This is a genomic window from Variovorax sp. SG517 (assembly GCF_013376045.1).
GTDB lineage: Bacteria > Pseudomonadota > Gammaproteobacteria > Burkholderiales > Burkholderiaceae_C > Variovorax.
Map to the genome: position 1 here is coordinate 91,813 of NZ_JABMJG010000006.1, position 24,967 is coordinate 116,779.

The 24,967-nt window shown below is 66.9% G+C and carries 22 protein-coding genes; 8 read left to right on the plus strand and 14 right to left on the minus strand.

The genetic code is table 11. The annotated features are described in order from the left end of the window. Positions 1–14: 14 nt before the first annotated feature. From FHT32_RS19055 to FHT32_RS19090, 8 genes are all read right to left on the minus strand, one after another. A complete protein-coding gene (locus FHT32_RS19055) occupies positions 15–3,179 on the minus strand; it encodes an autotransporter outer membrane beta-barrel domain-containing protein (protein ID WP_176666541.1) in 3,165 nt (1,054 codons plus the stop codon). A gap of 665 nt (positions 3,180–3,844) precedes the next feature. Next, positions 3,845–5,269, minus strand: coding sequence for an ABC transporter ATP-binding protein (locus FHT32_RS19060; protein WP_176666178.1), 1,425 nt, complete (start codon positions 5,267–5,269; stop codon positions 3,845–3,847). Beyond that, positions 5,266–6,102 (minus strand): ABC transporter permease, encoded by an 837-nt coding sequence (locus FHT32_RS19065; protein WP_176666179.1) that lies wholly within the window; start codon positions 6,100–6,102, stop codon positions 5,266–5,268. The genes FHT32_RS19060 and FHT32_RS19065 overlap by 4 nt, the downstream gene beginning before the upstream one ends. Further along, on the minus strand, positions 6,099–7,088 hold the full coding sequence (locus FHT32_RS19070) for an ABC transporter permease (protein ID WP_176666180.1): 990 nt from the start codon (positions 7,086–7,088) through the stop codon (positions 6,099–6,101). The genes FHT32_RS19065 and FHT32_RS19070 overlap by 4 nt, the downstream gene beginning before the upstream one ends. Next, the gene (locus tag FHT32_RS19075; protein ID WP_176666181.1) at positions 7,085–8,641 is read right to left on the minus strand and encodes an ABC transporter substrate-binding protein; all 1,557 of its coding nucleotides are present in this window, start codon (positions 8,639–8,641) and stop codon (positions 7,085–7,087) included. The genes FHT32_RS19070 and FHT32_RS19075 overlap by 4 nt, the downstream gene beginning before the upstream one ends. Before the next feature lies 1 nt (position 8,642). Next, positions 8,643–10,817 (minus strand): TonB-dependent siderophore receptor, encoded by a 2,175-nt coding sequence (locus FHT32_RS19080; protein WP_176666182.1) that lies wholly within the window; start codon positions 10,815–10,817, stop codon positions 8,643–8,645. A gap of 95 nt (positions 10,818–10,912) precedes the next feature. Next, entirely contained in the window at positions 10,913–11,284 is a 372-nt protein-coding gene (locus FHT32_RS19085) for a DUF2946 family protein (protein ID WP_176666183.1), read from the minus strand. Between the two features lie 225 nt (positions 11,285–11,509). After that, positions 11,510–12,139: a TetR/AcrR family transcriptional regulator gene (locus tag FHT32_RS19090; protein ID WP_176666184.1), complete on the minus strand. Its 630-nt coding sequence runs from the start codon at positions 12,137–12,139 to the stop codon at positions 11,510–11,512. 329 nt (positions 12,140–12,468) lie between these two features. On the opposite strand from FHT32_RS19090, the gene FHT32_RS19095 reads away from it, so the two are divergent. The 7 genes from FHT32_RS19095 (at position 12,469) to FHT32_RS19125 (ending at position 18,135) form a co-directional block, all read left to right on the plus strand. Continuing rightward, positions 12,469–12,942, plus strand: coding sequence for a nuclear transport factor 2 family protein (locus FHT32_RS19095; protein WP_176666185.1), 474 nt, complete (start codon positions 12,469–12,471; stop codon positions 12,940–12,942). A gap of 23 nt (positions 12,943–12,965) precedes the next feature. Further along, the gene (locus tag FHT32_RS19100; RefSeq protein ID WP_176666186.1) at positions 12,966–14,402 is read left to right on the plus strand and encodes an MFS transporter; all 1,437 of its coding nucleotides are present in this window, start codon (positions 12,966–12,968) and stop codon (positions 14,400–14,402) included. A 169-nt stretch (positions 14,403–14,571) separates the two neighbouring features. Continuing rightward, complete coding sequence (locus FHT32_RS19105) at positions 14,572–15,171, plus strand: TetR/AcrR family transcriptional regulator (RefSeq protein WP_176666187.1); 600 nt, start codon at positions 14,572–14,574, stop codon at positions 15,169–15,171. A gap of 64 nt (positions 15,172–15,235) precedes the next feature. Continuing rightward, on the plus strand, positions 15,236–15,958 hold the full coding sequence (locus FHT32_RS19110) for a hypothetical protein (protein WP_256099059.1): 723 nt from the start codon (positions 15,236–15,238) through the stop codon (positions 15,956–15,958). A 48-nt stretch (positions 15,959–16,006) separates the two neighbouring features. After that, positions 16,007–16,864 carry a cytochrome b/b6 domain-containing protein gene (locus FHT32_RS19115; RefSeq protein WP_256099060.1) on the plus strand — a complete coding sequence of 286 codons (858 nt, stop codon included), beginning with the start codon at positions 16,007–16,009 and terminating at the stop codon, positions 16,862–16,864. Continuing rightward, positions 16,861–17,640 (plus strand): molybdopterin-binding protein, encoded by a 780-nt coding sequence (locus FHT32_RS19120; RefSeq protein ID WP_176666188.1) that lies wholly within the window; start codon positions 16,861–16,863, stop codon positions 17,638–17,640. The genes FHT32_RS19115 and FHT32_RS19120 overlap by 4 nt, the downstream gene beginning before the upstream one ends. A gap of 81 nt (positions 17,641–17,721) precedes the next feature. After that, positions 17,722–18,135 (plus strand): ester cyclase, encoded by a 414-nt coding sequence (locus tag FHT32_RS19125; RefSeq protein WP_176666189.1) that lies wholly within the window; start codon positions 17,722–17,724, stop codon positions 18,133–18,135. A 93-nt stretch (positions 18,136–18,228) separates the two neighbouring features. Here the strand turns inward: FHT32_RS19125 and FHT32_RS19130 are convergent, their stop codons facing one another. Continuing rightward, positions 18,229–19,071: an oxidoreductase gene (locus FHT32_RS19130; RefSeq protein ID WP_176666190.1), complete on the minus strand. Its 843-nt coding sequence runs from the start codon at positions 19,069–19,071 to the stop codon at positions 18,229–18,231. A gap of 205 nt (positions 19,072–19,276) precedes the next feature. Here FHT32_RS19130 and FHT32_RS19135 point away from each other — a divergent pair, with 205 nt between their 5' ends. Then, positions 19,277–20,197, plus strand: coding sequence for an AraC family transcriptional regulator (locus FHT32_RS19135; RefSeq protein ID WP_176666544.1), 921 nt, complete (start codon positions 19,277–19,279; stop codon positions 20,195–20,197). 51 nt (positions 20,198–20,248) lie between these two features. On the opposite strand, the gene FHT32_RS19140 is transcribed toward FHT32_RS19135, so the two are convergent. The 5 genes from FHT32_RS19140 to leuD form a co-directional block, all read right to left on the minus strand. Further along, the gene (locus tag FHT32_RS19140; RefSeq protein ID WP_176666191.1) at positions 20,249–21,064 is read right to left on the minus strand and encodes a GntR family transcriptional regulator; all 816 of its coding nucleotides are present in this window, start codon (positions 21,062–21,064) and stop codon (positions 20,249–20,251) included. Between the two features lie 227 nt (positions 21,065–21,291). After that, on the minus strand, positions 21,292–22,284 hold the full coding sequence (locus FHT32_RS19145; protein ID WP_371132204.1) for a Bug family tripartite tricarboxylate transporter substrate binding protein: 993 nt from the start codon (positions 22,282–22,284) through the stop codon (positions 21,292–21,294). Positions 22,285–22,381: 97 nt separating this feature from the next. Beyond that, positions 22,382–23,380, minus strand: a complete 999-nt coding sequence (locus FHT32_RS19150) for a tripartite tricarboxylate transporter substrate binding protein (protein ID WP_176666192.1) — start codon at positions 23,378–23,380, stop codon at positions 22,382–22,384. Positions 23,381–23,569: 189 nt separating this feature from the next. Continuing rightward, entirely contained in the window at positions 23,570–24,304 is a 735-nt protein-coding gene (locus FHT32_RS19155; RefSeq protein WP_176666193.1) for a Sua5/YciO/YrdC/YwlC family protein, read from the minus strand. A gap of 44 nt (positions 24,305–24,348) precedes the next feature. Beyond that, the gene (gene leuD, locus FHT32_RS19160) at positions 24,349–24,966 is read right to left on the minus strand and encodes a 3-isopropylmalate dehydratase small subunit (protein ID WP_176666194.1); all 618 of its coding nucleotides are present in this window, start codon (positions 24,964–24,966) and stop codon (positions 24,349–24,351) included. Between the last annotated feature and the right edge of the window lies 1 nt (position 24,967).

Here is a 24,967-nt window from a genome sequence, read left to right on the forward strand (position 1 = left end):
GGGTTGTGTCGCGCTCACCATGCCGCCCTCACACCGAGCTGTCCCGAAAAGCCCTCGCGATGAGCACCGCTGAGCGATCGCTGGTACTGCAGCCCGCCGTAGAGATAGGTCGTCCTGGTCAGCGGCAGCTGTGCCCCGACGCCCACTTCTGCCCAGGTCTGCTTGCCCCATTCACTCACCGCGGTGCTGCCGATGGTCACCGCCTTCGGATCCTTGAACTCATGCAGCAGATTGGCCGTGAAGTAGAACGTGTTGGTGCGCGTGAGGTTGTCGCTGCGCTCGGCTTTGTCGTTCCAGGCCAGACGGGCACCGACCCGGCCGCGAAGGCTCTGACTGGTGAACCCGTCCACGTTGGAGATGTTGTCCGCGAAGCCGCGGTAGCGCGTGACCTGGTAGGTCAGTTGCGCCTGCGGCTCGATCAGCCATTGGCTCTCGCCGATCTGCCACGGACGGCCCACTTCGACGCTCAACCCCAGCCCGGTACCCTTTTGCTTGCCTTCGCCGCCGTACTTGTCGGTGTATTTGTTGCGCACCGAATGCAGCTGGCCGACGAGGTCGAGGTAGCTGCCGTTGTCGGCATAGCGCGTGTGGTACGCGCCAAGTGTGAGCATCTCGCCTTTCATCTTGCCGGTGTCGTAGCCCATGCCCGCGTCACCGCGGCGGCGGTCGTTGAAGTTGACGTTGGTGCGCCCGTAGCCCACGCTGATGCCCGTATGGTTGCGCGACTTGTCGCCAGCGTCACCGCTGTAGTTGATCGCCAGGTCCTTGCCGATCTGGAAGTACTGCATTTCCTGCTCGAACCCGAACTGGCGCTTGCCATCCGAATCCAGGCGTTGGGCGTGCAGGCGCATCCAGGCCTGGTCATCGGGCGCCTTGGCATCGCAGCCGCAGTAATCCCACTTGAGCGTCTGCTGCTCACCGACGCGCTTGTGCAGGCTGCCCAGCAGGCCCAGGCCGAGTTCGTTCGTGGCCACCTGCCCCATCACGTAGCCCGGCACCGCGGGGCGGTACACCTCGGGAGCGGGCACCGGTGCGGGGCTGGACGTGGGAACCACTGCGGGAATGGGCACGGGGTTGTACACGCTGCTCAGATAGAAGCTGTTGGCGTCGCCATCGGTGCGGCCGCCGCGGTGCAGTCCGTATTCGTAGGCGCCGGCCTGCACCGGAGCGGCCAGGGTGAAGTTGCCTTCCGAGGAGGTGCCGTTGACCTTGACCACCTGGATGCCGTTGATCGTCGCAGCGCCGGCGCCGCCCGCATTGTTCACGAACACGCGCGTGGTCCCGCTGGTGTTGCCATTGACGACCAGTTTGTCGGTGGCGCTCGCGTCACCGCCCAGAGCGGTGTTCAACTGCACGATGCCGTTCGCGCCGGCATAGTTGCCGAAGATGCTCAGCGCATTGCCCGGCGCGCCGGAGGCGCTGCGCAGGTTGATCAGGCCTGCGTTGTGCACGTCGCCGTTCACGGTGAAGGCGGACTGTCCGAGCGACACGCTGCTGGTGGGCTGGATGAACAGCCCCAGCGGGTTGCCACTGGCATCCGCACCCGCGCCCACGGTCAGCGGCGCGCCGGCCAGGGTCAAGCGGGTGTTGTCCAGCGTGATGGACTCCCAGTTGCGCAGGGTGTCGCCGCCCGCGGTGGCCGTGACGCCCTGCAGGGTCAGTCTGTCCACCCAGCCATCGGCGGCCGAAACGTCGTCGCCGCCGTCCAGGATCTGGCTGCCGTTGTAGCTGGCCGCGGACACCAGGGCCGTGTCGGAGCCGTTCTGGCCGAAGAAGCCGCCCGACAAGGTGCCGCCCGACCAGATGAAGCGGTCGTCGTCGGCGCCCGCATCGATCTTGCCCTTGACCGATCCTCCGACCAGGTTGATCGTGTCGTTGCCGGCATTGGTAAGGATGTCGCCAGTCAGTGCACCTGACGTCGTTACCGTGACGGCGCCGGTTTCGTCCAGCACGGCAATGCCTGAGCGGGAGCCGTCGAGCACCGCGCTCGGGGCGATGTCGATGGTGCCGCCGCCAACGCCCGAGGTGTGCACCGCCGCGGCGTTGCTGCCCGATCCGCCGATCACCGAACCTGCAACCAAGACGGCATATCGCCCCGTGCCTCGCGCCAGGGCAAAAATGCCGTTGCTGTTGGCGCCCGTGGTGGACGCCGTAAGGCCCGCGGCCTGCGTGACCGACGCATTGCCGGCGCCGTCGGTAAGAGCGAGAAGCCCCGTTGCATTGCTTCCGTTGGCTGTCACGCTACCGCCACTTTGCACGGTCGTGGCATTGCCACTACCACTCGCAATCGCGCCGACGGCGCCACCCTGGCTGTAGGTGACGATCGTGCCGCCGCTTTGCGTGGCATGTGCGTCGCCAGTGCCTATGGTCTGCGCGACGATGCCGGCATTGACGAAGGTCGAGGACAAAGCGGTGATCGATCCTCCGGTCTGCGTCACGGCGGCACTGCCGTTGCCGCGTGCGAGCGCATAGGCCGCGTGTGAGCCGTTGGTGGTCATCGTGCCGCCGTTCTGTGTGACGATCGCCGCGCCCGAGCCGTAGGTCTCTGAAAAGAGCGCGACGCCGGCGCCGCCCGTGCCTGTCGTCGAGAGGGTGCCGCCGTTCTGGATCGCGGTCGCCGAGCCCGTGCCGTCCGTGCGCGCGGAGATGCCGAAGGCGTTCTGGCCGACGGCATTGATCGTGCCGCCATTTTGGATGACCAGGGCGTTGCCCCCTTGCTGCTGGTACGCCTGTACGGCAATGGTCGGGCCTCCGGCCGTACCTGCCATGGTCGTGATGCGCACGTCACCGTTGATCTGCACTTCGCGCGTGGCAGCGCCCGCGCCGCCGCGGTTCGCGACCGCGATGATGGGCGTGGCGGGCGTGACCGTCAGGGTGCCCCCGGTGCCGTCCACGACCAGCTTCACATCGGGCGTCGAATAGAAGATGCCGCTGGCGTAAGGTGCGACATCCGTCGCGGGCGAACCGTCGCCGTTGCAGGTGATGGTGCCGCCCGCCGCGACGGTGCCGCACTCGCTGACTGCCCATGCGGGTGATGCGCCACCGAAAGCTGCCGCAGCCAGGAAGGCCGCGCCGAGCACAGCGCCTGAAGATCTCTTGCCGCGCACGGCACCAACTTCGCTCGCCGCAACCCAAGCGCCGAGCGCTTCGTTGTAGACACTCCGAAATGTCCTGTTCATCTTGTTCCCTCGTACTCCATGTAGATCGGTCGCTGAATGCGCAGCCGTGCTGGATGGATGGCCCGAAGGCAGAAGCTCGCTGCAATCGAGAACCCCAGGCCGGCCGCGATTTCGAGGCCGTGCGACCGTGCAAGGCCTCGAAGTGGCGCGGAATCTATCGATGCGAAGGAGCGCGAGGGAAACTGATTGGCTTCGAATGTCTGGCACCCGACATTCAATGCGTTCTTTCTTGCTGAATTGTGAACAATGTCCAGTCGTCGGACGCACCACCAACCCGCGAACGCACGGTGGTACGGGGAAGCGCCTGCGGCGTGGCCGCGTCGAACCTGAGCACTGCGCTGCGCAGCGAGCAGTCAAGAAAGAGCGCAGGGTCCGCGTCCAGCAATTCGACCTTTTTGTGCGACAGGTGAAGTGAACTTCTGAAGCAAGAGTCACGGGAGGCAGGCGTGAGATCTTGCTGAACGGCTCCCCGTGCGTGCACCGCTCACCCCCTCCACCATGGCGTCCGTTGGCGAGCCCGCCGAGCCTTTGACGGGACAGAAGATCGCCCGCACGACGCGCCCGTGGGCCGTCTTCAACCCGCGCCAGGATTCCAGCTTTTCGTCGAATCCCTTCTCAAGTCCATCGCCCACCGTGAAGAAGACGGCGGCCATGATGAGCCGCTGTCACGGCACATCGGGCCGTCCTCCGTCTTGCGTCAGCCGCCACCGGCTCGTTCCGACCGCCTGCGCGATGTCCTCGTCATGCGTCACCAGGATCAGCGCCGCCCCGCGCTTGTCCAGCGCATCGAGCAGAACGGCCATGGCTTCCTGCTGGGAAACGGGATCCAGGCGCGACGTCGGCTCATCGGCAAAGACCAATGCCGGCTTTGCCGCAAGGATGCGCGCGAGCGCGATGCGCTGCAGTTCGCCGCCGGACACTTGGGAAGGCCGGCGTTGCAGCATATCGGGCGCCACCCCCAGTTTTTGAAGCTGTTGCAGCACCTGCGGCCAGGGGCAGCGATGGCGCACCGCCACGTCCTTCAGTGATCGCGCCAGGCTGACCCGGGGCGCGAACGATGCGACCGGGTCCTGATAGAGCTTCTGGCATGCCGTGGAACCCAGGCCTTCGGCACGATGCACCACGCCCCTGTCTGCCGGCAACAATCCCAGGAGCACATTGCCCAGCGTGCTCTTGCCGGTGCCGCTGGGGCCTTGCACCACGAACCGGTCGCCCGCGCGAATCTGCAGGTCGAGGTCTTCGAAGAGCGGCTTGCCGCCGAAGCCTTTCGACAGACCGCGAGCGCTGAGCACAGGGGCTCCCGGCGCGGCAGCCTGGCGCCTCGGCCAATGAGCCGGATCGGCTGCCACCAGGCGTCGCGTGAATGCATGCTGGGGGTTCGCCAGAACCGCATGCGTGTCGCCCTGCTCCACGACTTCGCCCGCGCGCAGCACGATCAGCTGTCCGCCGAGCGCCTGCGCCACGCGCAGATCGTGCGTGATGACCACCACGCAGCCGCCGCTGCGCTGCACGTCCTGCAGCATCGCCACGGCATGGTCGCGCCAATGCCGGTCGAGGCCCTTGGTGGGCTCATCCGCGAGCAGCACCCGTGCACCGCCCGCACGCGCCACCATGGCCGCGGCGCGTTGCGCCATGCCCCCGGAAAGCTGCCACGGGTAGCGCCGCGCGGAAGACGCGAGTCCCGTGCTCTCCAGGTCGCCGAGCGCCGCGGCTTGCGCCGCCTCGAAGGCTGCGCCCCGAACGAGCTCGTGCGTTTCGGACAGCTGGGGCGCAATGCGCATCAGCGGATCCAATGCCAGGGCCGGCTCCTGGGGCAGCAATGCGAGCGTCCGGCCCCAATGAGGACGGCGCGCGCGGGTGTCGGCGGCGCGGCTTTCGGTGCCCGCCAGCGCAATGCGGCCTTCCGCTCGCAGCGGTGCCGGAAGGTTGCCCATCACCGCCTGCGCCAGCAGCGACTTGCCGGCGCCGCTTTCGCCGAGCAGCGTCAGCGCCTCGCCCGCGCGAAGCCGGAAAGACACGTCGCGCAGCAGCGGCCTGGCGCCCACATACACGCCAAGATGCTCGACCGCGAGCAGGAACGGGGTCGTCATGGCGCGTCCTCCTCGGCGACCAGCAGCATCATGCCGAGCACCAGCAGCATCAGCAGCGAGACAGGGGCCGCGATGAGCCACGGCGCCTCTTCGTAGTGCGGAAGGAATTCGATCATCATCAGTCCGAGCTCGGGTGTCGGCGGCTGCAGGCCCACGCCGATGAAGCCCAGCGCGGCCAGTGCGAGCACGGCCTGCGCGGTGCTGAACGCCAGCAGCGTCCCCAGCACGGGCGCCAGTGCCGGCATCAGGTGCCTGCGCAGGATGTAGGCGGCCCCAAAGCCCAGCAGTCGCGACGCCTGCACCGCGTCGCCTGCCAGCACCGGCCGGCTCGCCACCCGGGCCACGCGAAAGTACTCGACCCACAGCGACAAGGACAGGCCGATGTACAGCGCCCAGTAACGCCCCGGTGCGAGCGCGGCGAACAGCAGCACGAGCAGCAGACCGGGCACCGAGAGCACCGCGTCGGCCAGCATGACCAGCGCTCGCTCGACGCGTCCGCCCCGCCAACTGGCGAGGACACCCAGCAGCACGCCGGGGACGGCCGCACTCAGCGCCGCAACGCACGCGAGCCCCAGCGAGAGCCGGGCCGCATGGGCCAGGCGCGCGAGTACGCTGCGCCCGAACAGGTCGGTGCCCAGCCAGTGGGCCGCGCCGGGCGGCATCAGCGTATCGGCCAGGGTCTGGCGCGCCGGGTCGATGCCGATCGCGAACGGCCCCGCCAGCGCGAACACCGCCACCAGCGCAAGGATCGCGAAACCCGCACGGCGGCGCACCGCGACGCGCCGCGATGCACGACGGGCGAGCGCCGGAATGTCCATCAGGTTGGCGTTCATGCCGTGCTCCCCGTGCGCCGGCGCGGGTCGAGCGCCAGGCATGCTGCATCCACCAGCAGATTGAAAGTGACGAACACGCCACCCATGCACAGCGCGGTGCCCTGGATCATCGGCACGTCGCGACCGAAGACCGCATGCACCAGCGCGTGGCCGATCCCCGGCCAGGCGAACAGCGTCTCGACCACGACCGCGCCTTCCACCAGGAAAACAGCCTGAACGCCCAGATAGGCCACCACGGGCGTCGCCGCCTGGCGCAGGCCATGGCGCACCAGCGCCTGCCGGTCCGAGAGCCCCTTGGTTCGGGCGAACTCGTAGGACGGGGACGCAGCCGCTTCGCGCATCGCGGCGCGGGTCACCCGCGCGAGCCCTGCGGCCAGCCCCAGGCCCAGCGTGAGCGCGGGCAGCAGCAGGCTGCCCGCATGGTCGTCCCCCGCGACGGGCAGCGCGCCGAGTTGCACGGCGACCAGCACCATCAGCAGGACAGCGAGCAGGAACGACGGAATGGCGCGCAGCACCACCGCCGACACCAGCGTGAGGCGGTCGATCCAGCCGCCCGGATGCAACCCCGACCAGATGCCCAGCGGAAGGCCGGCGGTGACGGCGATGAGCATCGAAGCCACCGCCAGGTCGACGGTGGCTCCCAACTGGTGTGCCACTTCGCGCCACACCGCATTGCCGGTGACCAGCGACGTGCCCAGATCGAAGCGGGCGATCTGCCCCCACCATTGCAGCAGGGCCAGCCACATGGGCCGGTCCAGCCCGAGCTCGCCGCGCACCGCGTCGGCCGCCGCGTTGTTCACCAGGTCGTAGCCATAGCGCCCTGCCGCGATGCGGGTCGCCATGTCGCCCGGCAGGAAGCGGGCCATGAAGAAGCAGACCGTGCCCACCAGGAGCCCCAGTGCGACGATCTGCATGCAGCGACGCAGCAAGATGCCGGTCCAGGCGGTCGTGGTCGCGCCTGCCTTGTCGTTCGTGAGGTTGTTCATGCGCGCCACCTCATGGCGGTGAGTCGGTAGGACCGTTCCAGCGGATCGAGGCTCACGCCGGCCAGCCGTGGGCCGACTGCGACCTGCTGTCGATACCAGGCGATCGGAACGACCGGCAAGTTCGACTGGAGCTCGGCGGTGACCTGGGCCCACAGGCCGGCAGCGCGCTCCGGCGACGACGCGCCGTGCGTGAGTTCGGCGAGCGCTTCGACCAGCGCATCGCTGGTCCACCCCATCGCGCCCCAGTCGCCGCCCGCGGCACCGAAGTCTTGCATCAATGTGCCTGTGGGGTCCGGCACCGTCGCATAGTTGCGCGCGGCCAGGCCCAGCTGCAGGCTTCCGTCACGGTGACCCAGCGGAATGTCGCCCGAGTTGCCGATGTTGACCTGCACCGCAATGCCGGCCTGGCGCCACTGCTCCTGCAGCGCGGTGGCGATGAGAGGGAGTTCGGGCCGATCGGGAAAGGTGCGCAGCGACAACCGCAGCGGCCGCCCTGCGGCATCGCGCAGGCCATCGGCACCGCGCTGCCAGCCGGCCTCGGACAACAGCCTTGCCGCGGTGGCCGGGTCGTGTGCGAGGGGCGCCAGCGCAAGGTTGTGCCAAGTCCCGAGCGTGGGGGGAAAGAGTTGCGTCGCCGCCAGTTCGGGGTCGCGCAACAGAGCCTTCGCGATGCCGGCGCGATCGATCGACAGGCTCAGCGCCTGTCGCACGCGCAGGTCTTTCAGCGCAGGCAGGCCGGCGTTGACCTTGAGGATTACCGTGCGCGGCAGCATCACGGTATCGATGCCGACCTTGCCACGCTTGCGCAGCCGCACGAGGCTGGCGGGATCGAGCCCGTAGGCCAGGTCGGCCTGCCCGCCTTCCGCCATCAGCGCACGGGTTTCGGGACGGCCGGCCGTCAGGTAGCGCACGCGCTCGATGGCCGGCTTCGCACCGTCGTAGCCTTCGAACGCCACGGCCTCCACCTGCTGCGGCGGGGCGAGCGATGCCACGCGGTAGGGACCGGTGCCGACGATGGCGCGCACGGCGCCATCGGGGCCATAGCTCGCGGGCGCGAGCACCATGGTGCTGCTGTGCGCGAGCAGCGCCGGCAAGCTCCCATGGGACGATACCAGGCGGATCACGACAATGCCCGTGCCCTCGGCCTCCACCGACTTCACGGGCGCCACGCTCAGCAGCGCCGGTGCCATGCGCGCCGCCTGAAGGCAGCGCACGACCGCCGCGGCAGTCACCGGCGTGCCGTCGTGGAACCGTGCCGCCGGACGCAGCCAGAAACGCCATGCCAGGCCATCGGCCGAAACCCGCCAGCGCTCGGCCAGGCCCGGCAACGGCGCACCGTCTTCGCGTGCCTCCATCAGCGTTTCCGTGATCTGCATGCGCGTGAAGATGTAGCCGCTGCTGGCCGGCGCGAGACCGCCGATCTCCCAGGGACCGACGATCTGCAGCGGCGCGCCTGCCGGTTGCGCCGGCGAGCCGGCCGAAGCCATGGCCGCCGGGCCGGCCAGACAGAGTTGGAGCGCTCGGCGGCGCGTGGGATGGATGGGCAATGTCATCTCAGAACTTGGCCTGCAGGCCGACGGTGATGGTGCGCGGCGTGCCGGGCGTGACCCAGACACGGCTGTACGAACTGCTGTAGTAGGTCTTGTCGAACAGGTTGTCGACGTCAAGGGTCGCGCGCAGGGTCGGGTTGATCCGCCAGTACGCAACCAGCTTGGCGGTGGCGTAGGCCGGCAGGTCGAATGCGGGCGTGCCGGCTGAAGCTTCGGCCTGCGTGCGGGCTTGCCCGAGGCGCTTGCCCACGTAGGTCAGGCCGCCGCCGACGCCGTAGCGCTGGCCGTTGGCAAAGCTGTCTTCGTAGACCGCGAGCACGCTGCCGTTGACGCGCGGCACGTTGAGCAGCCGGCCGCCAACCTCGAGGGTGTTGTCCTTCGTGACCTCCACGTCGTTGACCACCAGGCTCGCATTGACGCGCCAGTTCTTCGTGACCTGGCCCGAGAGGTCGAACTCCAGGCCCCGGCTGCGGACTTCTCCCGCGGCCGAGGAGTAGCCAGGGTTGAGGGGGTCGGCGGTCAGCACATTGCGCTTGCGGATGTCGAACAGCGCCGCGGTCGCACCCATGCGCTGGTCCGCGCTCTCCCACTTAGCGCCCAGTTCCAGCGCGCGGCCCTTCTCCGGCGCGAAACCGTTCGAGGCGACGTCGGAGCCGGTATTCGGCCTGAACGAGCGGCCCGCATTGGCATAGAAGGTCCATTGCGGCGCCGGCAGCCAGCTCACGCCGACGCGCGGCGATGTCGACGACGGCTCCTGGTCCGTCATGACGCCGTTCCTGCGGTTGAGCAGCGACTGGCGGTAGTTGTCCGCGCGCACGCCCGCAACGAGCCGCCATTCGGGCGAGAGCTTGATCGCGTCCTGCACGTAGAAGGCATGGTTGTGCTGGCGCTCCAGCGTGTCGGTGTTGGCCGTGGGCACCGGCTGAAGCTGGCCATAGACGGGGTTGTAGATGTTGATCGCATAAGGCCGTGCGGTCGTCGGGTTCGCCCGCAGCATCAGCGTGTCCATGTCGAAGCGGAAGCTTTCCACGCCGAACAGGAGCTCGTGCTCGATGGCGCCCGTCTTCACATTGCCCTGCAGTTCGGCCTGCAGTGCCATGTCGTTCGAGCTGAAGTCGCGATAGCGCCGCTGGCGGGTCAGGTTGCCGCTGGCCAGCAGGGCCGTCGGCTCGGTGGAAAAGCCGTCGAGCGAAGTCTCGCGATACGACAGGCCCAGCCGGCTGCGCCATGCGGAACTCCATTCATGGGACAGGATGAACTGGTGCGTCTGGTTCTTGACGGTCACGTCGCCGTCCGCCGGCTCCCCCAGAAAGCGGCTGCGCGGGATGGCGCCCAGCCGGTTGCCGACCGCCACCACGCCACGGTCGAGCGGCGTGGCATGGCGCAGGTATTCGCCCGAATACTCCAGCACCGTGTCGCGCCCGAGCTTCCAGGTGAAGGCCGGAGCGATGACCTCTCGCTTGGCGCTCACGAAGTCGCGAAAGCTGTGGCGGTCTTCCACCGCCACGTTGAGCCGGTAGGCGAAGTCCTCGCCGATCGGCCCGGTGCTGTCGAAGGCGCCGCGCTTCAGGCCCTGGCTTCCCGCGTAGGCCTCGACCGAATTGGCGGATCTCCACAAGGGCCGCTTGGACACGATGTTCAGCGTGCCGCCAGGCTCGCTGCTGCCGTAGAGCGCGGCCGCGGTGCCCTTGAGGAACTCGATGCGTTCCACGCCGGCCAGGTCGCGTGGCGCGTTGAAACCCCGGTTCGAGGAAAAGCCGTTGAACAGCGTCGCCATGCCGGTGTTCTCGTTGCCGGAAAGTCCGCGGATGGCGATGTTGTCCCAGAGACCGCCGAAGTTGTTCTGGCGCGAGACACCGCCGACATAATCGAGCGTGTCGTCGAGCTTGGTGGCGCCCAGGTCATCGATGGCCTGGCGCGTGACGATGCGCACTGACTGCGGCAGTTCGCGCAGCGGCAGATCGCTCTTGGCGCCCGCGGCTTCCTCCGCATGGTAGGCGCCCGATTCGCTGCGGCCGACCACGTCGATGGGTTTGAGTTCGCCCTCGGCGGCAGGGCTGGCGCTGGAAGGCTGCGCGATGGCGGGACCCGCCACCAAAGCCGAAGCGGCCAGCGTGAGGGAAAGACGACGAACAAGGAGCGCGCGCGCGAATGCGCGCCCGGATGGAAAGGGAATCATGATGGCACTCGACAAGACACTGCCGCCGTGCGCTCAGCGGGCTCGGCAGCAGAATGACAAAGAGAAAAACGAGTCACGGCCCCGGCGGCGGGGCGTCAGGTCGATGCGTGCGGAGGATCCCGTGAGGCGAAGGGCCAGCTCTGAGGCCCGGGGACGAAGGTCAGTTCCCGCGCAGGCCGCAGCAAGGCCGCTGGCTGCACCGCTTCGAGGGCGAACGACAGCCGCGCCGGGGTGACCGCGTGGTGCACGTAGGCAAGGCACCACGCGCACAAGCCGCGGGCTTCCTCCTCATGCTCCGGAGATGCGGCGTCCAGGCCGGCTTCGGGAGCGGCACTCTGCGCCACGTCCACCATCGCCTGTCGAAGATGACCGGCCTCGTGCGCAGGCATCCCGATGGCCGCGTTGAAGAACACGGCCAGCAGCAGGAGCCGAAGGAAGCGCTGGAGTTGGAGGGGACGAAGGTGCATGGCGAGGGCGAAGGATCATACCGTTGCGGTGCGATCGCACGGGCGGGACGCATGCGGTCCTCGGCATGAAGCGCGGACGGAGTATGGAGATTTCCGCATGGCCTTCCATACGCCATCGGCCGTATCGGATCGTGGGAGCCTCTGGGCTGCGTCGTGCGAATCAGGATCGAGGCGGCGCCGGCCGCTGGATTCCGCAATCGATGCCGGCACCGCGATCAGACCGGGTTAACGGCGCGGATCCAATCGATCCGATGCGGCATCCCACATCCCCATGGCGTCGGTCACGGCGTTCTCGATGACCGAGTAGCGGACGCGATCGCGCGCGAGGACCGAGATGCCCAGAAAGAAGCTGTCGAACGCTGCGGCCAGCGCAGTCGCGTTCGTGGACTCGCGCAGTTCCCCGCTCTCGATGCCTCGTTCCACGCACGAACGGAATCCGGTGCGGGTGCGGGTGCGCACATTTCGGAGCAGCTCGGTGATGGCCTCGCTGCCTGAGGAGCATGCGCCCATGACGCCCAGCGCGACCATGCAGCCTCTGGGATGCCCGGCCTCGCATTGCATCTTGGCCGACCGCTGCAGTGCAAGGTACACCGCCTCTCGCGGCGCAATCGAAGGATCGTGGAGGCTCCGGGTCACATGGCCATAGAACTTCATGTAGCGCTCGAGCGCTTCCTTGTACAACGCCTCCTTGGACTCGAATGCCGCATAGAAGCTCGGCGCGGCGATTCCCCCGCCGATGGCAGCCTTCAGCTGCGACAGCGAAGTCGATTCGAAGCCGTGCTCCCAGAACAGGTGCATGGCCGAGGTGAGTGCCGCATCGCGGTCGAACGTGCGTGGCCGGCCTCTTTGAGCCATGAACATCTCCGCCAGTCGAAAATTTACATACTAATCGATACATAAATTCCGGACAAGGCACGGTCTTCTGCGCTCGCTGATGCGCAACGCCGTTGACACGCATCCTCAGTCTCCCTATATTTGTACCGATCGATATTTAATTCGCGCGATGCGGAGACAGTGGGACCGGGCCGGTCGAAGACGGGCCTCAGGACCTCTGCGCCGTCCGCGAGAGACCCCGATCCTCCCGCAGCACGAGCTGCTCTTTTTTCCGCTATTTATGTACCGATTGGTATATTTATTTGGTGCGATCACGGACGGTCCGCGCCAACCACTCATGGAGAACCTACATGTCAAAAGATCTTGAAGCTCGCCTGGATGCCATCGAAAGTCGCTTTGCCATCGATGCACTGATCGCCAACTACGCGGAGGCTTTCGACACCATGAACGAGGAGCTGCTCGCGACCCTGTGGCACCCCGACTCGCGGCTGCTGCTCGGTGCGAACGGAGACGCGGAGGGGCTCGATGCCATCCTGGCGCAAGCGCGCGTCAACATGAGGCGCATGCCGCACATGCACCATTGGATGGCGAATGCACTGATCACGTTGGACGGCGACCGCGGCCACGGCGTGGTCGCGGCGAACTGCCTCTTCTACGACATCGAAAAGGGCCCTTTGCAGGTCAGCGGCCAGTACAGGGACATCTATGAACGAAGAAGCGGCCGGTGGGCCTTCCGCGAGCGCGTATTCGAGACGCATTTCGCCACGCCGTTGCAGAACTGGGTTCCGGTCGCGGGCACCGAACGCTTTGGCCGTCCCGCCTGATGGGCGCTCCAGGAGCTCGAACCATGCAGACGAAGAACCCGGATACGCGCCGCTGGCTGGCCTTCGCGGTGTTGCTGGTGGGGGCATTTCTGCCTCCACTGGATTTCTTCATCGTCAACGTCGCCCTGCCGTCCATCCGCGGCGACCTCGGTACAAGCGCGGCAGAACTGCAACTGGTGATTTCCGGGTATGCCGCAGCCTACGCGGTGTTCCTCATCACCGGCGGCCGGCTGGGAGACCTCTTCGGCCGGCGGCGAGTGTTCCTGGCGGGGATCACCGGCTTCGGGCTGACGTCGCTGCTGTGCGGCCTCGCGAGCTCGCCTTCGATGCTGATCGTCGGGCGGGTGCTTCAGGGCCTGAGCGCCGCGGCCATGGCGCCCCAGGGGCTGGCGTCCATCCACGCCCTGTTTCCGGTGCAGGAGCGCTCGCGCGCGCTGGGGCTCTACGGCGCCGCCGTCGGGTTCGCGGCAGTGGTCGCGCAGGCACTGGGCGGCGCGTTGATCTCCGCAGACATCCTGGACCTTCAATGGCGCATCATCTTCCTCATCAACCTGCCGGTGGTGGCCGCCGTCCTGATCGGTGGACTGCCGTTGCTGCCCGATGCCCGCGGCGACAGTCCGGCGCCGATCGACTGGGGCGGCGTGCTGCTGTGCGCGCTCACGCTGGGTCTGCTGATCGTGCCCCTGGTGGAAGGACGCGAGCGCGGCTGGCCATGGTGGGCATGCGCGATGCTCCTCGCGATGCCTGTGGCCGGCCTCTGCTTCTGGCGCTACGAAAGGGCATTCGCCCGACGAGGCGGAGTGCCCCTCGTCAGCGTGGACCTGGTGCGCATGCCCGGCCTGATGAGCGGTCTGGCCGGCGTTCTCTTCTTCTACGTGGTCTCCGCGTTCTTCCTGGTGTTCTCCGTCTACCTTCAATCGGCGCTCGGCCTGGATCCCCTGGCGACCGGACTGGTGTTCCTGCCGTTCGGCGTCGGCTTCTTCATCGGGCCGTTGACGACGCCGCTGGCCGTCCGCATCTTCGGCGGCTGGGTTCCGGCGATCGGGATGCTGTTCGAGGTGGCGGGTTGCCTGTACCTCGCCGCGCTGGTGGCGCAGGCGCCCGCGCAAATGCCTGCTCAACTGCCGTTGATGGTTGCGGTCGGCCTCCTCGGCTTTGGCCAGGGCTGGGCGCTGCCGACCCTCGTACGCTCCGTCATCGATCGTGCGCCGGCGACCGGCTCGGGGATGATCGCCGGCCTCACGAATTCGGCCTTGCAGATCAGTGCGGCCTTGGGCGTGGCCGTCATCGGCGGGGTCTTCTTCAGCATCGCAGGTGATTCACCCGACCCGATGTCCATGGCGAAGGCATTGATCGCGGCCATGCTGTGCACCGGGGCCAGCCTGGCCCTCGCGGCCGTGCTCTCCGTGGTGGCTTCGAAGTCGAGCATCCAGGCCGCTCCACGGCCCATGCCGCGTTGAGGCTCGGCCGTTGTCGGCTGCACAAAGGAATTCCAATGCTTTCTTCTCGCGACGGCTGCGCCACTGCGTTTCGCTGCTTGCAGCCGCATCAGGCATCGCCGCATCTTCGCCCGCGCCATGGGCTTCGCGGCCCTTGACTTGTCGACCAACTAGTAGATAGACTGAAGCCATGAACCTTCCAGACCTCTCTCCCAAGGCAGCCGAGATCGCCAACTGCGCTCAGGGGCTCCTTGCGACCAAGGGGTACAACGGCTTCAGCTACGCCGACATCTCGGAGGCCGTGCACATCAGCAAGGCGAGCATCCACCACCACTTCCCGAGCAAAGCCGAACTCGTGCAAACCGTGCTGCGAAGATACCGTGAACAAGGTCGAGAGGGCCTGGCCGCGCTGGCGAAGCAGGTCGCCGATCCGCTGGCCCGCATCCGCGCGTACACCGGCTACTGGGAGACGTGCATCCGCGACGAGACGGCGCCGTTCTGCATCTGCGCGATGCTGGGGTCGGAATTGCCTGCGATCCCCAAGGAAGTCGCCGATGAGGTTCGAGGGCACTTCAGCGACCTCGCCACTTGGTTGGCGGGTGTCTTGAAGGACGGTGCCGCCCAGGGGACCTTCAAGCTGCGAAGCGATGCGCAGTCCGAGGCCATGGCCCTCATGGCCACCGTGCACGGCGGAATGCTGGCAGCCCGCGTCTACGGGGATCCGGCGGCATTCGCGGCCGTGGTGCAGCAGGGCGTCGAGCAGTTGCTGGCGCCGAAATCTCGACGCTGACCGCCAGGCCTCAAGTCTCGGCACGGTCATTTTTTAACCGCTTTGTCTATCAACTAGTAGATAGATGAAAGTTTCATCGGAAGCCTCTGTGGCGCGGCTTTCGATGCCATCCACAACGCGCCCTTCACCCGCGACGCACGTCGCACAGGAAATCACCATGCAATTCCCCAAAGCTTCCAAGCTCCTCGCCGCAGGCGCAACCAGCGTGCTGCTTGCGATCGGCACCCTCACGGCGGCCGTCGCCGCAGGGCCTGGCGACCAGGTACGCATCCGCGGCACCATCGTCTCGCTCAGCGGCGACCGCCTGCAGGTCAACTCACGCGAAGGAAAGCCGGTCACCGTGACGCTCAAGGCCGGCTGGAAGGCATCTGCGGTCGTAAAGGCCAACATGAGCGATATCAAGCCGGGAGATTTCGTGGGCATCGCCTCGCTTCCCCGCTCCGAAGGCGGCGACGGCGCTCTGGAAGTTCTCATCCTGCCGCCGCAACTCAAAGGCATGGGCGAAGGCAGCTATGGGTGGGACCTGAAGCCCAACAGCACCATGACCAATGCCACAGTCGCCGACGCAGTCAAGTCGGTCAACGGGAGCACTGTCACGGTGAACTACCACGGCAAGGAAAAGAAGATCTCGATCCCCGAGGGCACCCCGATCGTCACGCTAGTGCCGGCGACGCCCGAGGACGTCAAGCCGGGCGCAGTCGTGTTCATTCCCGCGGAAAAAGGCGGCGACGGCCTGTCGGCAGGCCAGCTGATCGTCGGCAAGGACGGTGTCGTTCCTCCCATGTAAGGAGTCCCGCGCCGGCCAGCCTTCGCGCTTGGCCGGCCGGGATGTTTCATGAGCACATCCTCCATCCCCAACACCATGCCACCCGCCGCACGTCAACGCTTCATAAGGCGGCATTCGCCCACCGTGAGAGCGACGCACTGGCTCAACGTGCTGTGCCTTTCGTTCCTGCTGCTGAGCGGGCTGCAGATCTTCAATGCCCATCCGCGACTGTATTGGGGGCAGTACGGCGCTGACCCGGATGCGGCCTTCCTGTCCATCGGCACGAGACAGACGGGCAGCGCGTCCCAAGGGTTCCTGCAGGTCGGCCCGCTCCACATCGAGACCACCGGCTTTCTCGGTGTCTCCGACGAAGGCGGCAGTGCGACCCCGAGAGCCTTTCCCGCATGGCTCACGATTCCTTCGTACCACGACCTGGGGGCCGGCAGACGCTGGCACTTCTTCTTTGCATGGCTGCTCGTCCTCAACGGCCTGCTCTATCTGGCCCACGGGTTCTGGCGAGGCCATTTCCGCCGCGACCTCGTACCCAGCAGCGGCCAGCTTGCACCCCGGCACTTGTGGCACGAGGTTCTCGACCATGCCCGTTTGCGCTTCGCGCGCGGTGAAGAGGCACGCCGGTACAACGCCCTGCAGAAGCTCAGCTACCTCGTGGTGGTGTTCGGCCTGCTGCCGCTGATGGTGCTGACCGGCCTGACGATGTCACCCGGCCTGGACGCCGCCTTCCACTTCCTGCCCGATCTTTTCGGCGGGCGCGCTTCGGCTCGCACGATCCACTTCGTCACCGCATTCCTGCTGGTGTCGTTCGTCGTCGTTCATGTCGTGATGGTCATCGCGTCGGGCCTCTGGAACAACCTGCGCTCGATGCTCACCGGCCAATATGCCATCACCGATGAAGGAACCAGACCATGACGACACGGCAGTCTTCGCGCCGAAACTTCCTTGCGCGCCTTGCCGCCGGGGCGGGCGCACTCGCATTGACCGGCTGCGACCGCCTGGTTCAAGACGACAACGTGGATGCGTTGCTGCGCCAGACCGAGAAACTGACGCTGGCAGGTCAGAGAGCCCTCCTTTCCAGGCACGCCCTGGCGCGGGAGTACTCCGAAGCGGACCTCTCCCCGGTCTTTCGCGCCAACGGCACGCAGATGCCCGACTCGAACGAGTACGCACGGCTTCTGGAAGGAAGCTTCATGGACTGGCGGCTGCAGGTGGACGGCCTGGTCGAACGCCCCCAGAGCCTGTCGCTCACCGAGCTCAAACGCTTTCCTTCCCGAACCCAGATCACGCGCCACGATTGCGTCGAGGGATGGAGCGCCATCGGCAAGTGGCACGGCGTGCCGCTTGCCCATGTTCTCGACGCCGCAGGGTTGAAGCCCGGCGCTCGCTACGTGGTGCTCCACTGCGCGGACGATCTCGAAAAGGCGCTCGACGGCAGCGGACGCTACTACGAGAGCATCGACCTGATCGATGCCTACCACCCTCAGACGATCCTGGCCTACGGCATGAATGGAAGGGACCTCCCTGTCCGGCATGGCGCACCGCTCAGACTGCGGGTCGAACGGCAGCTCGGCTACAAGCAGGCGAAGTATCTGATGCGCATCGAGGTTGTCGATGGGTTCTCGACGCTGTTCGGCGGCAAGGGCGGCTTCTGGGAAGACCGCGGGTATGAGTGGTATGCCGGGATCTGACCCATCTCCCGCGATCCGGTGCGTACGCCCTATGCCTTTGCATGAGGTACCGTGCCCGTTTCCACAGAACCAGGAGGCAAGATGAATGCCGATGCGCTCGCCAGTCTTTACAGGGACTACATCGCCTGCCTGAACAGGCGCGACCTCGACGACCTCAAGACCTACGTTCACGACGACGTCCGACACAACGGGCAGCGGCTTGGGGTCGAGGGCTATCGGCTGATGCTGCAGAAGGATTTCACCGACATTCCCGACCTCCGCTTCGACATCGAACTGCTGGTCTGCCAGCCGCCTCTCGTGGCAAGCCGGCTTCGCTTCGATTGCACGCCAAAGGCGAATTTCCTCGGTCTTGCCGTGGACGGTGTGAAGGTCTCATTCTCGGAAAACGTCTTCTACGAATTCCAGGACGCAAAGATCATCACTGTGTGGTCTGTCATCGACAAGACGGCCATCGAGGTTCAGCTGCGGCAGGCGGGAGCGGCCGGCCATCCTTAGCACCGAAGAAGAACTTCGAGCCTCCCGGGAGGCTTCGACCTAGCGCGCGGCACATGGCGCCGGATCTCGCGTCGAGGCGGCGCTGCGCGACCCTCACGCATGATCCGTGGACCGCGTCACCGTCTCCCATGCATCGATCTCGCTGGACAGCGCGGCGAGCTTGGCCCGCACGAGCTCCAGCGCATCCGTGCCCAGAAGCAGGTGCGCCGGCGGGCTCGGCGCGTCGACGATCGCCAGGAGCGCCCGTGCCGCCTTGGCCGGGTCGCCGGCCTGCGAACCGCTCTTGGCCTGTCTGGCCTGCCGGATCGGATCGAAGAGCGCGTCGTAGTCCTCGACGGTGCGCGCCGACCGCACCATCGAACGGCCGGCCCAGTCCGTGCGGAAGGACCCGGGTGCGATTGCAGTGACTTTGATCCCGAAGCCCGCGACTTCCTTGCCGAGCACCTCGGAAATGCCTTCCAGCGCGAACTTGCTGCCGCAGTAGTACGCGATCCCCGGCATCGTGATGAAGCCGCCCATGGACGTGATGTTGATGATGTGCCCGCGGCGACGCGTGCGCATCGAGGGCAGTACGGCCTTGATCATCGCGACGGCGCCGAAGACATTCACGTCGAACTGCCGCTTCATTTCTTCGAGGCTGGACTCTTCGAGCGTTCCCTCGTGGCCATAGCCAGCGTTGTTGACCAGCACGTCGATCTGCCCGTGCCTGGCAAGCAATGGGGGAACGAGTCTTTCGATCGCGTCGAAGTCGGTCACGTCGAGCACGACGGCATGCGCCCTTCCGGGAGCGCTTCGCTCGAATGCCGCCACGCTGTACTTGTTCCTCACGGTTCCGAGGACCGTGTGCCCCTCGGCAAGAGCGGCGGCGGCGAATGCCTTTCCGAACCCCGAAGTGACGCCCGTGACGAGGAAGGTTTTCTGTGAGGTCTGGCCCATGATCGGCTCCTTGAAAGTGATGGATCGATCCTAGGAGCCGGTAGGCAGACTCGAAATGCCAGGTCGCACGCTTGACTTGCCTAAAACCACAAACCCATGGACTGGCAGGCTGCACCATGGCAGATTGGCAACCGAAATGAACGACGCTCGAACACCAGGAAAGACGCCGAACAAGGCACCGAACGAATCGCCGCAGATCCCAGACATGCAGCGTCGGATGGTCGAGCTGGCAAAGCCGCTGTCGCCCCTGGAGGGCTACAACCTCACCGCACTTCCCGATGTCCGGCTTTTGAGGTCCGATCGGCCGCTGGCCCGCGCGCCGGTGCTCTATGAGCCCGGCATCGTCATCGTTCTCCAGGGCCGCAAGCGCGGGTTCCTCGGCGACGAGGTCTATCTCTACGACGCGCAGCACTACCTGGCCGTGTCCGTGCCCGTTCCCTTCTCGATGGACACCGATGCGTCGGTGGAAGAGCCGCTGCTGGCGATCTACTTTCGCCTCGACTTCAAGGTCGCGGCGGAACTGATGATGCAGCTCGACGAGCACGGCTCCGCCAAGGAAGCGGCCCCCAGGAGCCTGACGTCGACGCCGATGGACGAACGCCTGGCTCGCTCCGTCCTCAGGTTCCTCGAGGTGATGAACTCGCCCCTCGAAGCCCCGATCCTGGGTCCGGGCCTGGTTCGCGAGATCTACTTCCGCGTTCTCACCGGCGAGCAGGGAAGCGTCATCCGGGCCTCGCTCACCCGCCAGGGGCATTTCGGCAAGATCGCCAAGGCGATCCGGACCATCCATGCGGACTTCGACAAGAAGCTCGACATCGACCAGCTCGCCGATGAGGCGGGCATGAGTCCCACCTCGTTCCACGCCCACTTCAAGGCGATCACCTCGACGTCGCCAATCCAGTACTTGAAGACGACCCGCCTGCATCAGGCCAGGCTGATCATGGCCAGGAACCAGGGCACCGCCGCGCAGGCGAGTGCCCAGGTGGGCTACGAAAGCCCTTCGCAATTCAGCCGGGAGTTCAAGCGCATGTTCGGCCGCGGCCCTGCCGAGGAGGCCTCCCGCATGCGCCAGGCCTTTGCGGCGCCCGATCCCTCGCCGCACGAGGTGTATGTTGCTGCGCACTGAGGGCCAGGATCACCTGCAGCGACTGCGAAGAAGCGCCGCTCGGCAGGCCGCCTATCCGGTGACTTCGTGGACGAACTGGCCCGCGCTCAGCGTGTTGACGGTCTCCCCCGGGATATCCATCAGGATGCGGCTGCGTTCGGGCGTCATGGTGACGGTGATGTACTGGACCGGCCTTGCGGCGGGATCGTGCAGCACGCGCACGATCTTCAGCAGGGGCGCTCCGACTTCCGTCTGCATGAGCTTCGCACGGACCGGATCGCTCAGCTCGGCCGTGATTTCCTGGATCACGCGGCCGAACTTCACGCCCTGGGCCATCAGGATCTCGTAGAGCGCCTGCTTGCGAAGCGTGGTGGCCGTGACCTGCTTGCCCAGGCGCTCGGGCACCCAGGCATCGGACAGCATGACCGGCGTGCCGTTCATGCTGCGCAGGCGCAGCGCATGCACGGCCTTTTCTCCTGGCGCGAGCTGCAGCAGTGCGGCCACGTCCGAAGGTGCCTCGACCCGCTCGACGCGCAGCACCTGCACCTGCGTCTCGCTCGCCGTCTGGCGCAGGCTGTCGATCAAGGAAAGGGTGGGTCGCGCCCGCACCAGCGGCAAGCGGTCCTGGAGCACGAAGGTGCCGCGCCCATGCCGCCGCTCCACCAAGCCCTGCGCGGCGAGGTCCGCCAGGGCTCGCCGCACCGTGATGCGCGAGACGCCGAAACGCTCGCACAGCGACTCCTCCTTCGGCAACAGCCCCGAAGCCGAATACACGCCGCGCACGATCTCGTCGCGAAGGACCACGAAGAGCTGGCGGTGCAGCGATGTGCCCGGCGTCCGGGGCAAGGGGGATTCGGCGAGTTCGACCTGGGCTTTCGCGGGTTTCATCAACGTCGGTGGCAGGGAGCTTGTGAAAGACGCGAGCATAGCCTGTTGATGGTCGGGTGTTGATAGCAACAGGACAGCCGGCGACCGCGCTCATGCACACGCTGGTGCCCGCGGCTTCGAGACTTCAGGCGCTGCGGCACCATTCCGACCAGATCGCTCAACCCACCCAGACAGGCCTGGATGACCTGGACCAGGCCCGCCACAGGCATGCCGACAGCTCGGCTTGCTCACTCCAGCGGATAACGCTTGACGAGCGAGCCGAGGCGCTCGCTCTCTTCGCGCACTTGCGCTGCGAACTCGGCCGGTGAGTTGACGACGGGCTCCGCCCCCGCGGCCGCGATCGTTCTTTGCACGTCGCCGTCCTTCACCGCATCGCGCAGCGCAGCCACGATGGCCTGCGTCACGGGAGCCGGCATGCCCACGGGGGCGAAGACGCCGAACCAATTGATCGAACGGTATTGCCCGAAGCCGGTCTCCTTGGCCGTCGGCACTTCGGGCAGAACTGCGGAGCGCCTGTCGCCGGTCGTTGCGAGGAACCGCAGCGTGCCCGCCTTGGCATGGGGCAGTGCCGCTGCGATGCCCGTGAAGGACAGGTTGACGTTGTTGGCGACAAGGTCCGACACGACGGCACTGGTGCCGCGGTAGTTGACGACGACCGCATCGGACAGCTTCGACTCCGCGACGAACTGGTGCGAAAGAAGGCGCGACTGGTTGTCGGTGGTGCCGAGCGAACACCGCTGCCCTGCGCGCTGGCAGTGGGCCACGAACTCGGCCAGGGTCTTCACCGGCATCTTGCCGCTCATCACGATCGCGTTGGAGGCCTGGGCCACCGCCGTGACGGGCTGCAGCCGCTGGAGCGGATCGATGCCCCTCAGCCCCGGGGTATAGCGCGTCAAGGCGATGGATGGCACCTGCAGCAGCAGTGTCGAGCCGTCGGGATGGGCATCCATGACGCGGCGCGTGCCGATGAGTCCATCGGCGCCCGGCACGTTCTCGACGATCACCGCCTGGTTCCAGAGGACACCGAGCTGACGGGCCACCACACGCGCCACCGTGTCCGTCCCGCCACCCGGGGCGTAGGGCACCACGATGGTCACGGGCTTGGCGGGGCGCCACGGCGCGTCTTGCGCGCAGGCGGCGGATGGTGCCACCCATGCCATCGCGGCGAAGGCCGCGATCAGCGCGGCGCGTCGTCCTGCATTCTGTCCTGTGTGTCGCACGGTCTTGTCTCTCGAAATGATGGGGATGATCTGCGGCTCGGCGAGCGGAGGCTGTTTGTGCCGCCCTGGTCCACCCGCGTCGACCACAGGTGGCGATTCAGTCCAGCTTGAGGTTCGCGGCCTTGATCAGGTTGCGCCATCTGTCCAGGTCCCTCTCGAACGCGTCCCGCGCGGGCGCCGGCGCTCGATGCGCCACCACGAGGCCGCTGGCCTCCAGGTTTCGCACGACCTCGGGGTCGGCCAGTACCGTGGAGAGCGCGGCAGCAAGGCGGTCGAACACCGCGGGCGGCAGGTTCCTGGGCGCGAGCACGCCGCTCATGTAGGTCGCCTGGAGCGACGGAAAGCCGAGTTCTGCCACCGTCGGCACGGACGGCAAAACCGGGATCCGCTCGCGCGTGGTGACGGCGAGTGCCTTGAGGCGGCCGGACTGCACGTGCTGCGCCACGCCGGTGGGAGCGAAGAACGCGAAGTCGACCACGCCGGAGATGAGGTCCGTGCTCGCCTGGCCCGAGCCCTTGTAGGCCACGTGCACGGTGTTCATGCGCGCTTCCAGCCGCATCATCTCCGCTTCCAGGTGCGGGATGCTTCCCACGCCGCCCGACGCGTACGACAGCCCCTTCGGCCGCTTGTGCGAAAGCGCCGCCAGTTCACGGATGTCCTCGGCCTGCACTTCGGGGTGCACGACCAGCACCATGGGTAGCTCCCCGATGCCGCCGATGTAGCTGAAGTCGCTCGGCCGGTAGCCCACGGCCCGGTAGGCCGGCGTCACGGAGATCGCGCCGTTGTCCGCCAGGTAGAGGGTGTAGCCGTCGGAGGGCGCGTTGGCGACCAGCTGGGCGGCGATGGCGCCTCCGGCGCCGGGGCGATAGTCGAGCACCACCGGCACGCCCAGGTGGCGTTCCAGGCCCAGGGCCAGCGGCCGCCCGACGCCATCGCCTCCGCCGCCCGGCGGGTAGCCGATGACGAACTTGATCGGCTGCTGCGGCCACGAGGACTTCTGCGCCCGCGTCCATGGCGCGGCCAGGAGGCCGCTGGCCAGTGCGAGCATGCCGCGGCGCGACACCCTGCAGGGCGGCTTCGGGGATTGGATAGCCATGCTTGTCTCCTTCGCTTGTTTTTTGGAATCGGATGGCCCGCCCGGGACGAGCTCCGGCGATGTCCGGTTCGGCGCAGCGGCCGGCCCGGTGAGCACGATGGGGACCTGGCCGCATTTGTGTGGGCACACTCCGGGCGAGGCGGTCGGCGGTGGAAGTCCGCGCGCCCGTCCTCGCCCACCCTCACCCGTTCAAGCGACGTTCTGCAAGGCGAACTCGTTGACGTGGCCCGAGGGGAGCGCGGCCATGCCGGGGTCCCGCGGCAGTTCGACCCGGAACCAGCGCTTGAGGACGTCCGCGATCAGGTCGTAGCACGCGCCGAAGCGGATCACCTGCATCGTCTGGAAATTGATCAGCGTGCCGGAGCGGCCGTACATGTGATAGCGGCAAAGGCCGTGATCGATCTTGATGTCGGCGATCTCGTGCAGCTCGGGCTGGACGTCCTCCAGCCTGAACCGCGATCCGGTCCCCGAGATGTTGGCCGACGAGCCGAACAGCGGCACCAGCTCATCGCGCGAGAGCCGCGTCAGCTCCCTGTGCAGCGGGCCTGCGTTGAGCAGGTTGCCGATCGTGCCTCCGGCCGAGGAGGCTTTCAAGGCATCGTCGCCCAGCTTCAAGAGCAACGGATGGCCTGCCCGGAATGGTCCGATCACGCCGAGCGGCAGGTCGTAGTCGAGGACGATCGCCTCGACCATCTCCTGCTCGCGCTTGCCGAGGGTCATCATGTCGCGCTGCGTCTCCAGGTCCGCGGCCATGGCGTTGCGCTTGTGGCCGCCGCGCTGCTTGGTGTCGAAGATCTTCCTGAGCGGCTCCATCGAGGCGCCGCACATGGCGTAGCCGGTGTGCTGCGGCACGAGCGCGATACCGCCGTTCTTGACGACGTCGATGATGCGGCGGGCGTCGCCCGCGATGTCGAGGGTGGGCATGCAAGTCTCCTGAGAGTTGGTGGAAGTTGTCGAAGGCATGAAACCTAGGCGCGCACCGAATTCCAGGCCCAGGCGCGCCGAACGCGATCCTTGTCCTGCCATGCGCGAATCAGCGCGTCGTCGCGCAGCGTGAGGCCGATGGCATCCAGGCCGCCGAGGAGCGCTTCGCGCCGGGTCGCGTCGATGGCGAACGGCTGAGGATCGCCGCCGCTGCACTGGATGGTCTGCGTGCGGAGATCGACCGTCAGCACGGAACCGTCCGCACACCGGCATGCGAGTGCTTCGATGCGGTCCAAGGGCAGCCGGATCGGCAGCATGCCGTTCTGGAAGCAGTTGGCATAGAAGATGTCGCCGTAGCTCGGTGCGATGACGGCGCGGATTCCCAGGCACATCAAGGCCCACACGGCGCCTTCGCGCGACGATCCGCAGCCGAAGTTGTCGCCTGCCAGCAGGAACGGCGCGTTGCGGAAGCGCTCGGCATTCAGGATGCACGCCGGATCGGCGCTGCCGTCGGGCAGATAGCGCAGCGATTCGAACGCGAACGGGCCGAGCTGGTCTTTCGGCAGGCTGGTGAGGCGCTCGATCCGCACGATGACGTCGGTGTCGACGTTCGCGCGCATGAAGGGAATGGCTGCGCCGCTGACGATCGTGAAGGGTTGCATG

Bases quoted from the DNA above. Each gene is read 5' to 3' on its own strand.
- FHT32_RS19055 (WP_176666541.1), bottom strand. From the start codon at position 3,179: ATGAACAGGACATTTCGGAGTGTCTACAACGAAGCGCTCGGCGCTTGG.
- FHT32_RS19060 (WP_176666178.1), bottom strand. From the start codon at position 5,269: ATGACGACCCCGTTCCTGCTCGCGGTCGAGCATCTTGGCGTGTATGTG.
- FHT32_RS19065 (WP_176666179.1), bottom strand. From the start codon at position 6,102: ATGAACGCCAACCTGATGGACATTCCGGCGCTCGCCCGTCGTGCATCG.
- FHT32_RS19070 (WP_176666180.1), bottom strand. From the start codon at position 7,088: ATGAACAACCTCACGAACGACAAGGCAGGCGCGACCACGACCGCCTGG.
- FHT32_RS19075 (WP_176666181.1), bottom strand. From the start codon at position 8,641: ATGACATTGCCCATCCATCCCACGCGCCGCCGAGCGCTCCAACTCTGT.
- FHT32_RS19080 (WP_176666182.1), bottom strand. From the start codon at position 10,817: ATGATTCCCTTTCCATCCGGGCGCGCATTCGCGCGCGCGCTCCTTGTT.
- FHT32_RS19085 (WP_176666183.1), bottom strand. From the start codon at position 11,284: ATGCACCTTCGTCCCCTCCAACTCCAGCGCTTCCTTCGGCTCCTGCTG.
- FHT32_RS19090 (WP_176666184.1), bottom strand. From the start codon at position 12,139: ATGGCTCAAAGAGGCCGGCCACGCACGTTCGACCGCGATGCGGCACTC.
- FHT32_RS19095 (WP_176666185.1), top strand. From the start codon at position 12,469: ATGTCAAAAGATCTTGAAGCTCGCCTGGATGCCATCGAAAGTCGCTTT.
- FHT32_RS19100 (WP_176666186.1), top strand. From the start codon at position 12,966: ATGCAGACGAAGAACCCGGATACGCGCCGCTGGCTGGCCTTCGCGGTG.
- FHT32_RS19105 (WP_176666187.1), top strand. From the start codon at position 14,572: ATGAACCTTCCAGACCTCTCTCCCAAGGCAGCCGAGATCGCCAACTGC.
- FHT32_RS19110 (WP_256099059.1), top strand. From the start codon at position 15,236: ATGAAAGTTTCATCGGAAGCCTCTGTGGCGCGGCTTTCGATGCCATCC.
- FHT32_RS19115 (WP_256099060.1), top strand. From the start codon at position 16,007: ATGAGCACATCCTCCATCCCCAACACCATGCCACCCGCCGCACGTCAA.
- FHT32_RS19120 (WP_176666188.1), top strand. From the start codon at position 16,861: ATGACGACACGGCAGTCTTCGCGCCGAAACTTCCTTGCGCGCCTTGCC.
- FHT32_RS19125 (WP_176666189.1), top strand. From the start codon at position 17,722: ATGAATGCCGATGCGCTCGCCAGTCTTTACAGGGACTACATCGCCTGC.
- FHT32_RS19130 (WP_176666190.1), bottom strand. From the start codon at position 19,071: ATGGGCCAGACCTCACAGAAAACCTTCCTCGTCACGGGCGTCACTTCG.
- FHT32_RS19135 (WP_176666544.1), top strand. From the start codon at position 19,277: ATGCAGCGTCGGATGGTCGAGCTGGCAAAGCCGCTGTCGCCCCTGGAG.
- FHT32_RS19140 (WP_176666191.1), bottom strand. From the start codon at position 21,064: ATGAAACCCGCGAAAGCCCAGGTCGAACTCGCCGAATCCCCCTTGCCC.
- FHT32_RS19150 (WP_176666192.1), bottom strand. From the start codon at position 23,380: ATGGCTATCCAATCCCCGAAGCCGCCCTGCAGGGTGTCGCGCCGCGGC.
- FHT32_RS19155 (WP_176666193.1), bottom strand. From the start codon at position 24,304: ATGCCCACCCTCGACATCGCGGGCGACGCCCGCCGCATCATCGACGTC.
- leuD (WP_176666194.1), bottom strand. From the start codon at position 24,966: ATGCAACCCTTCACGATCGTCAGCGGCGCAGCCATTCCCTTCATGCGC.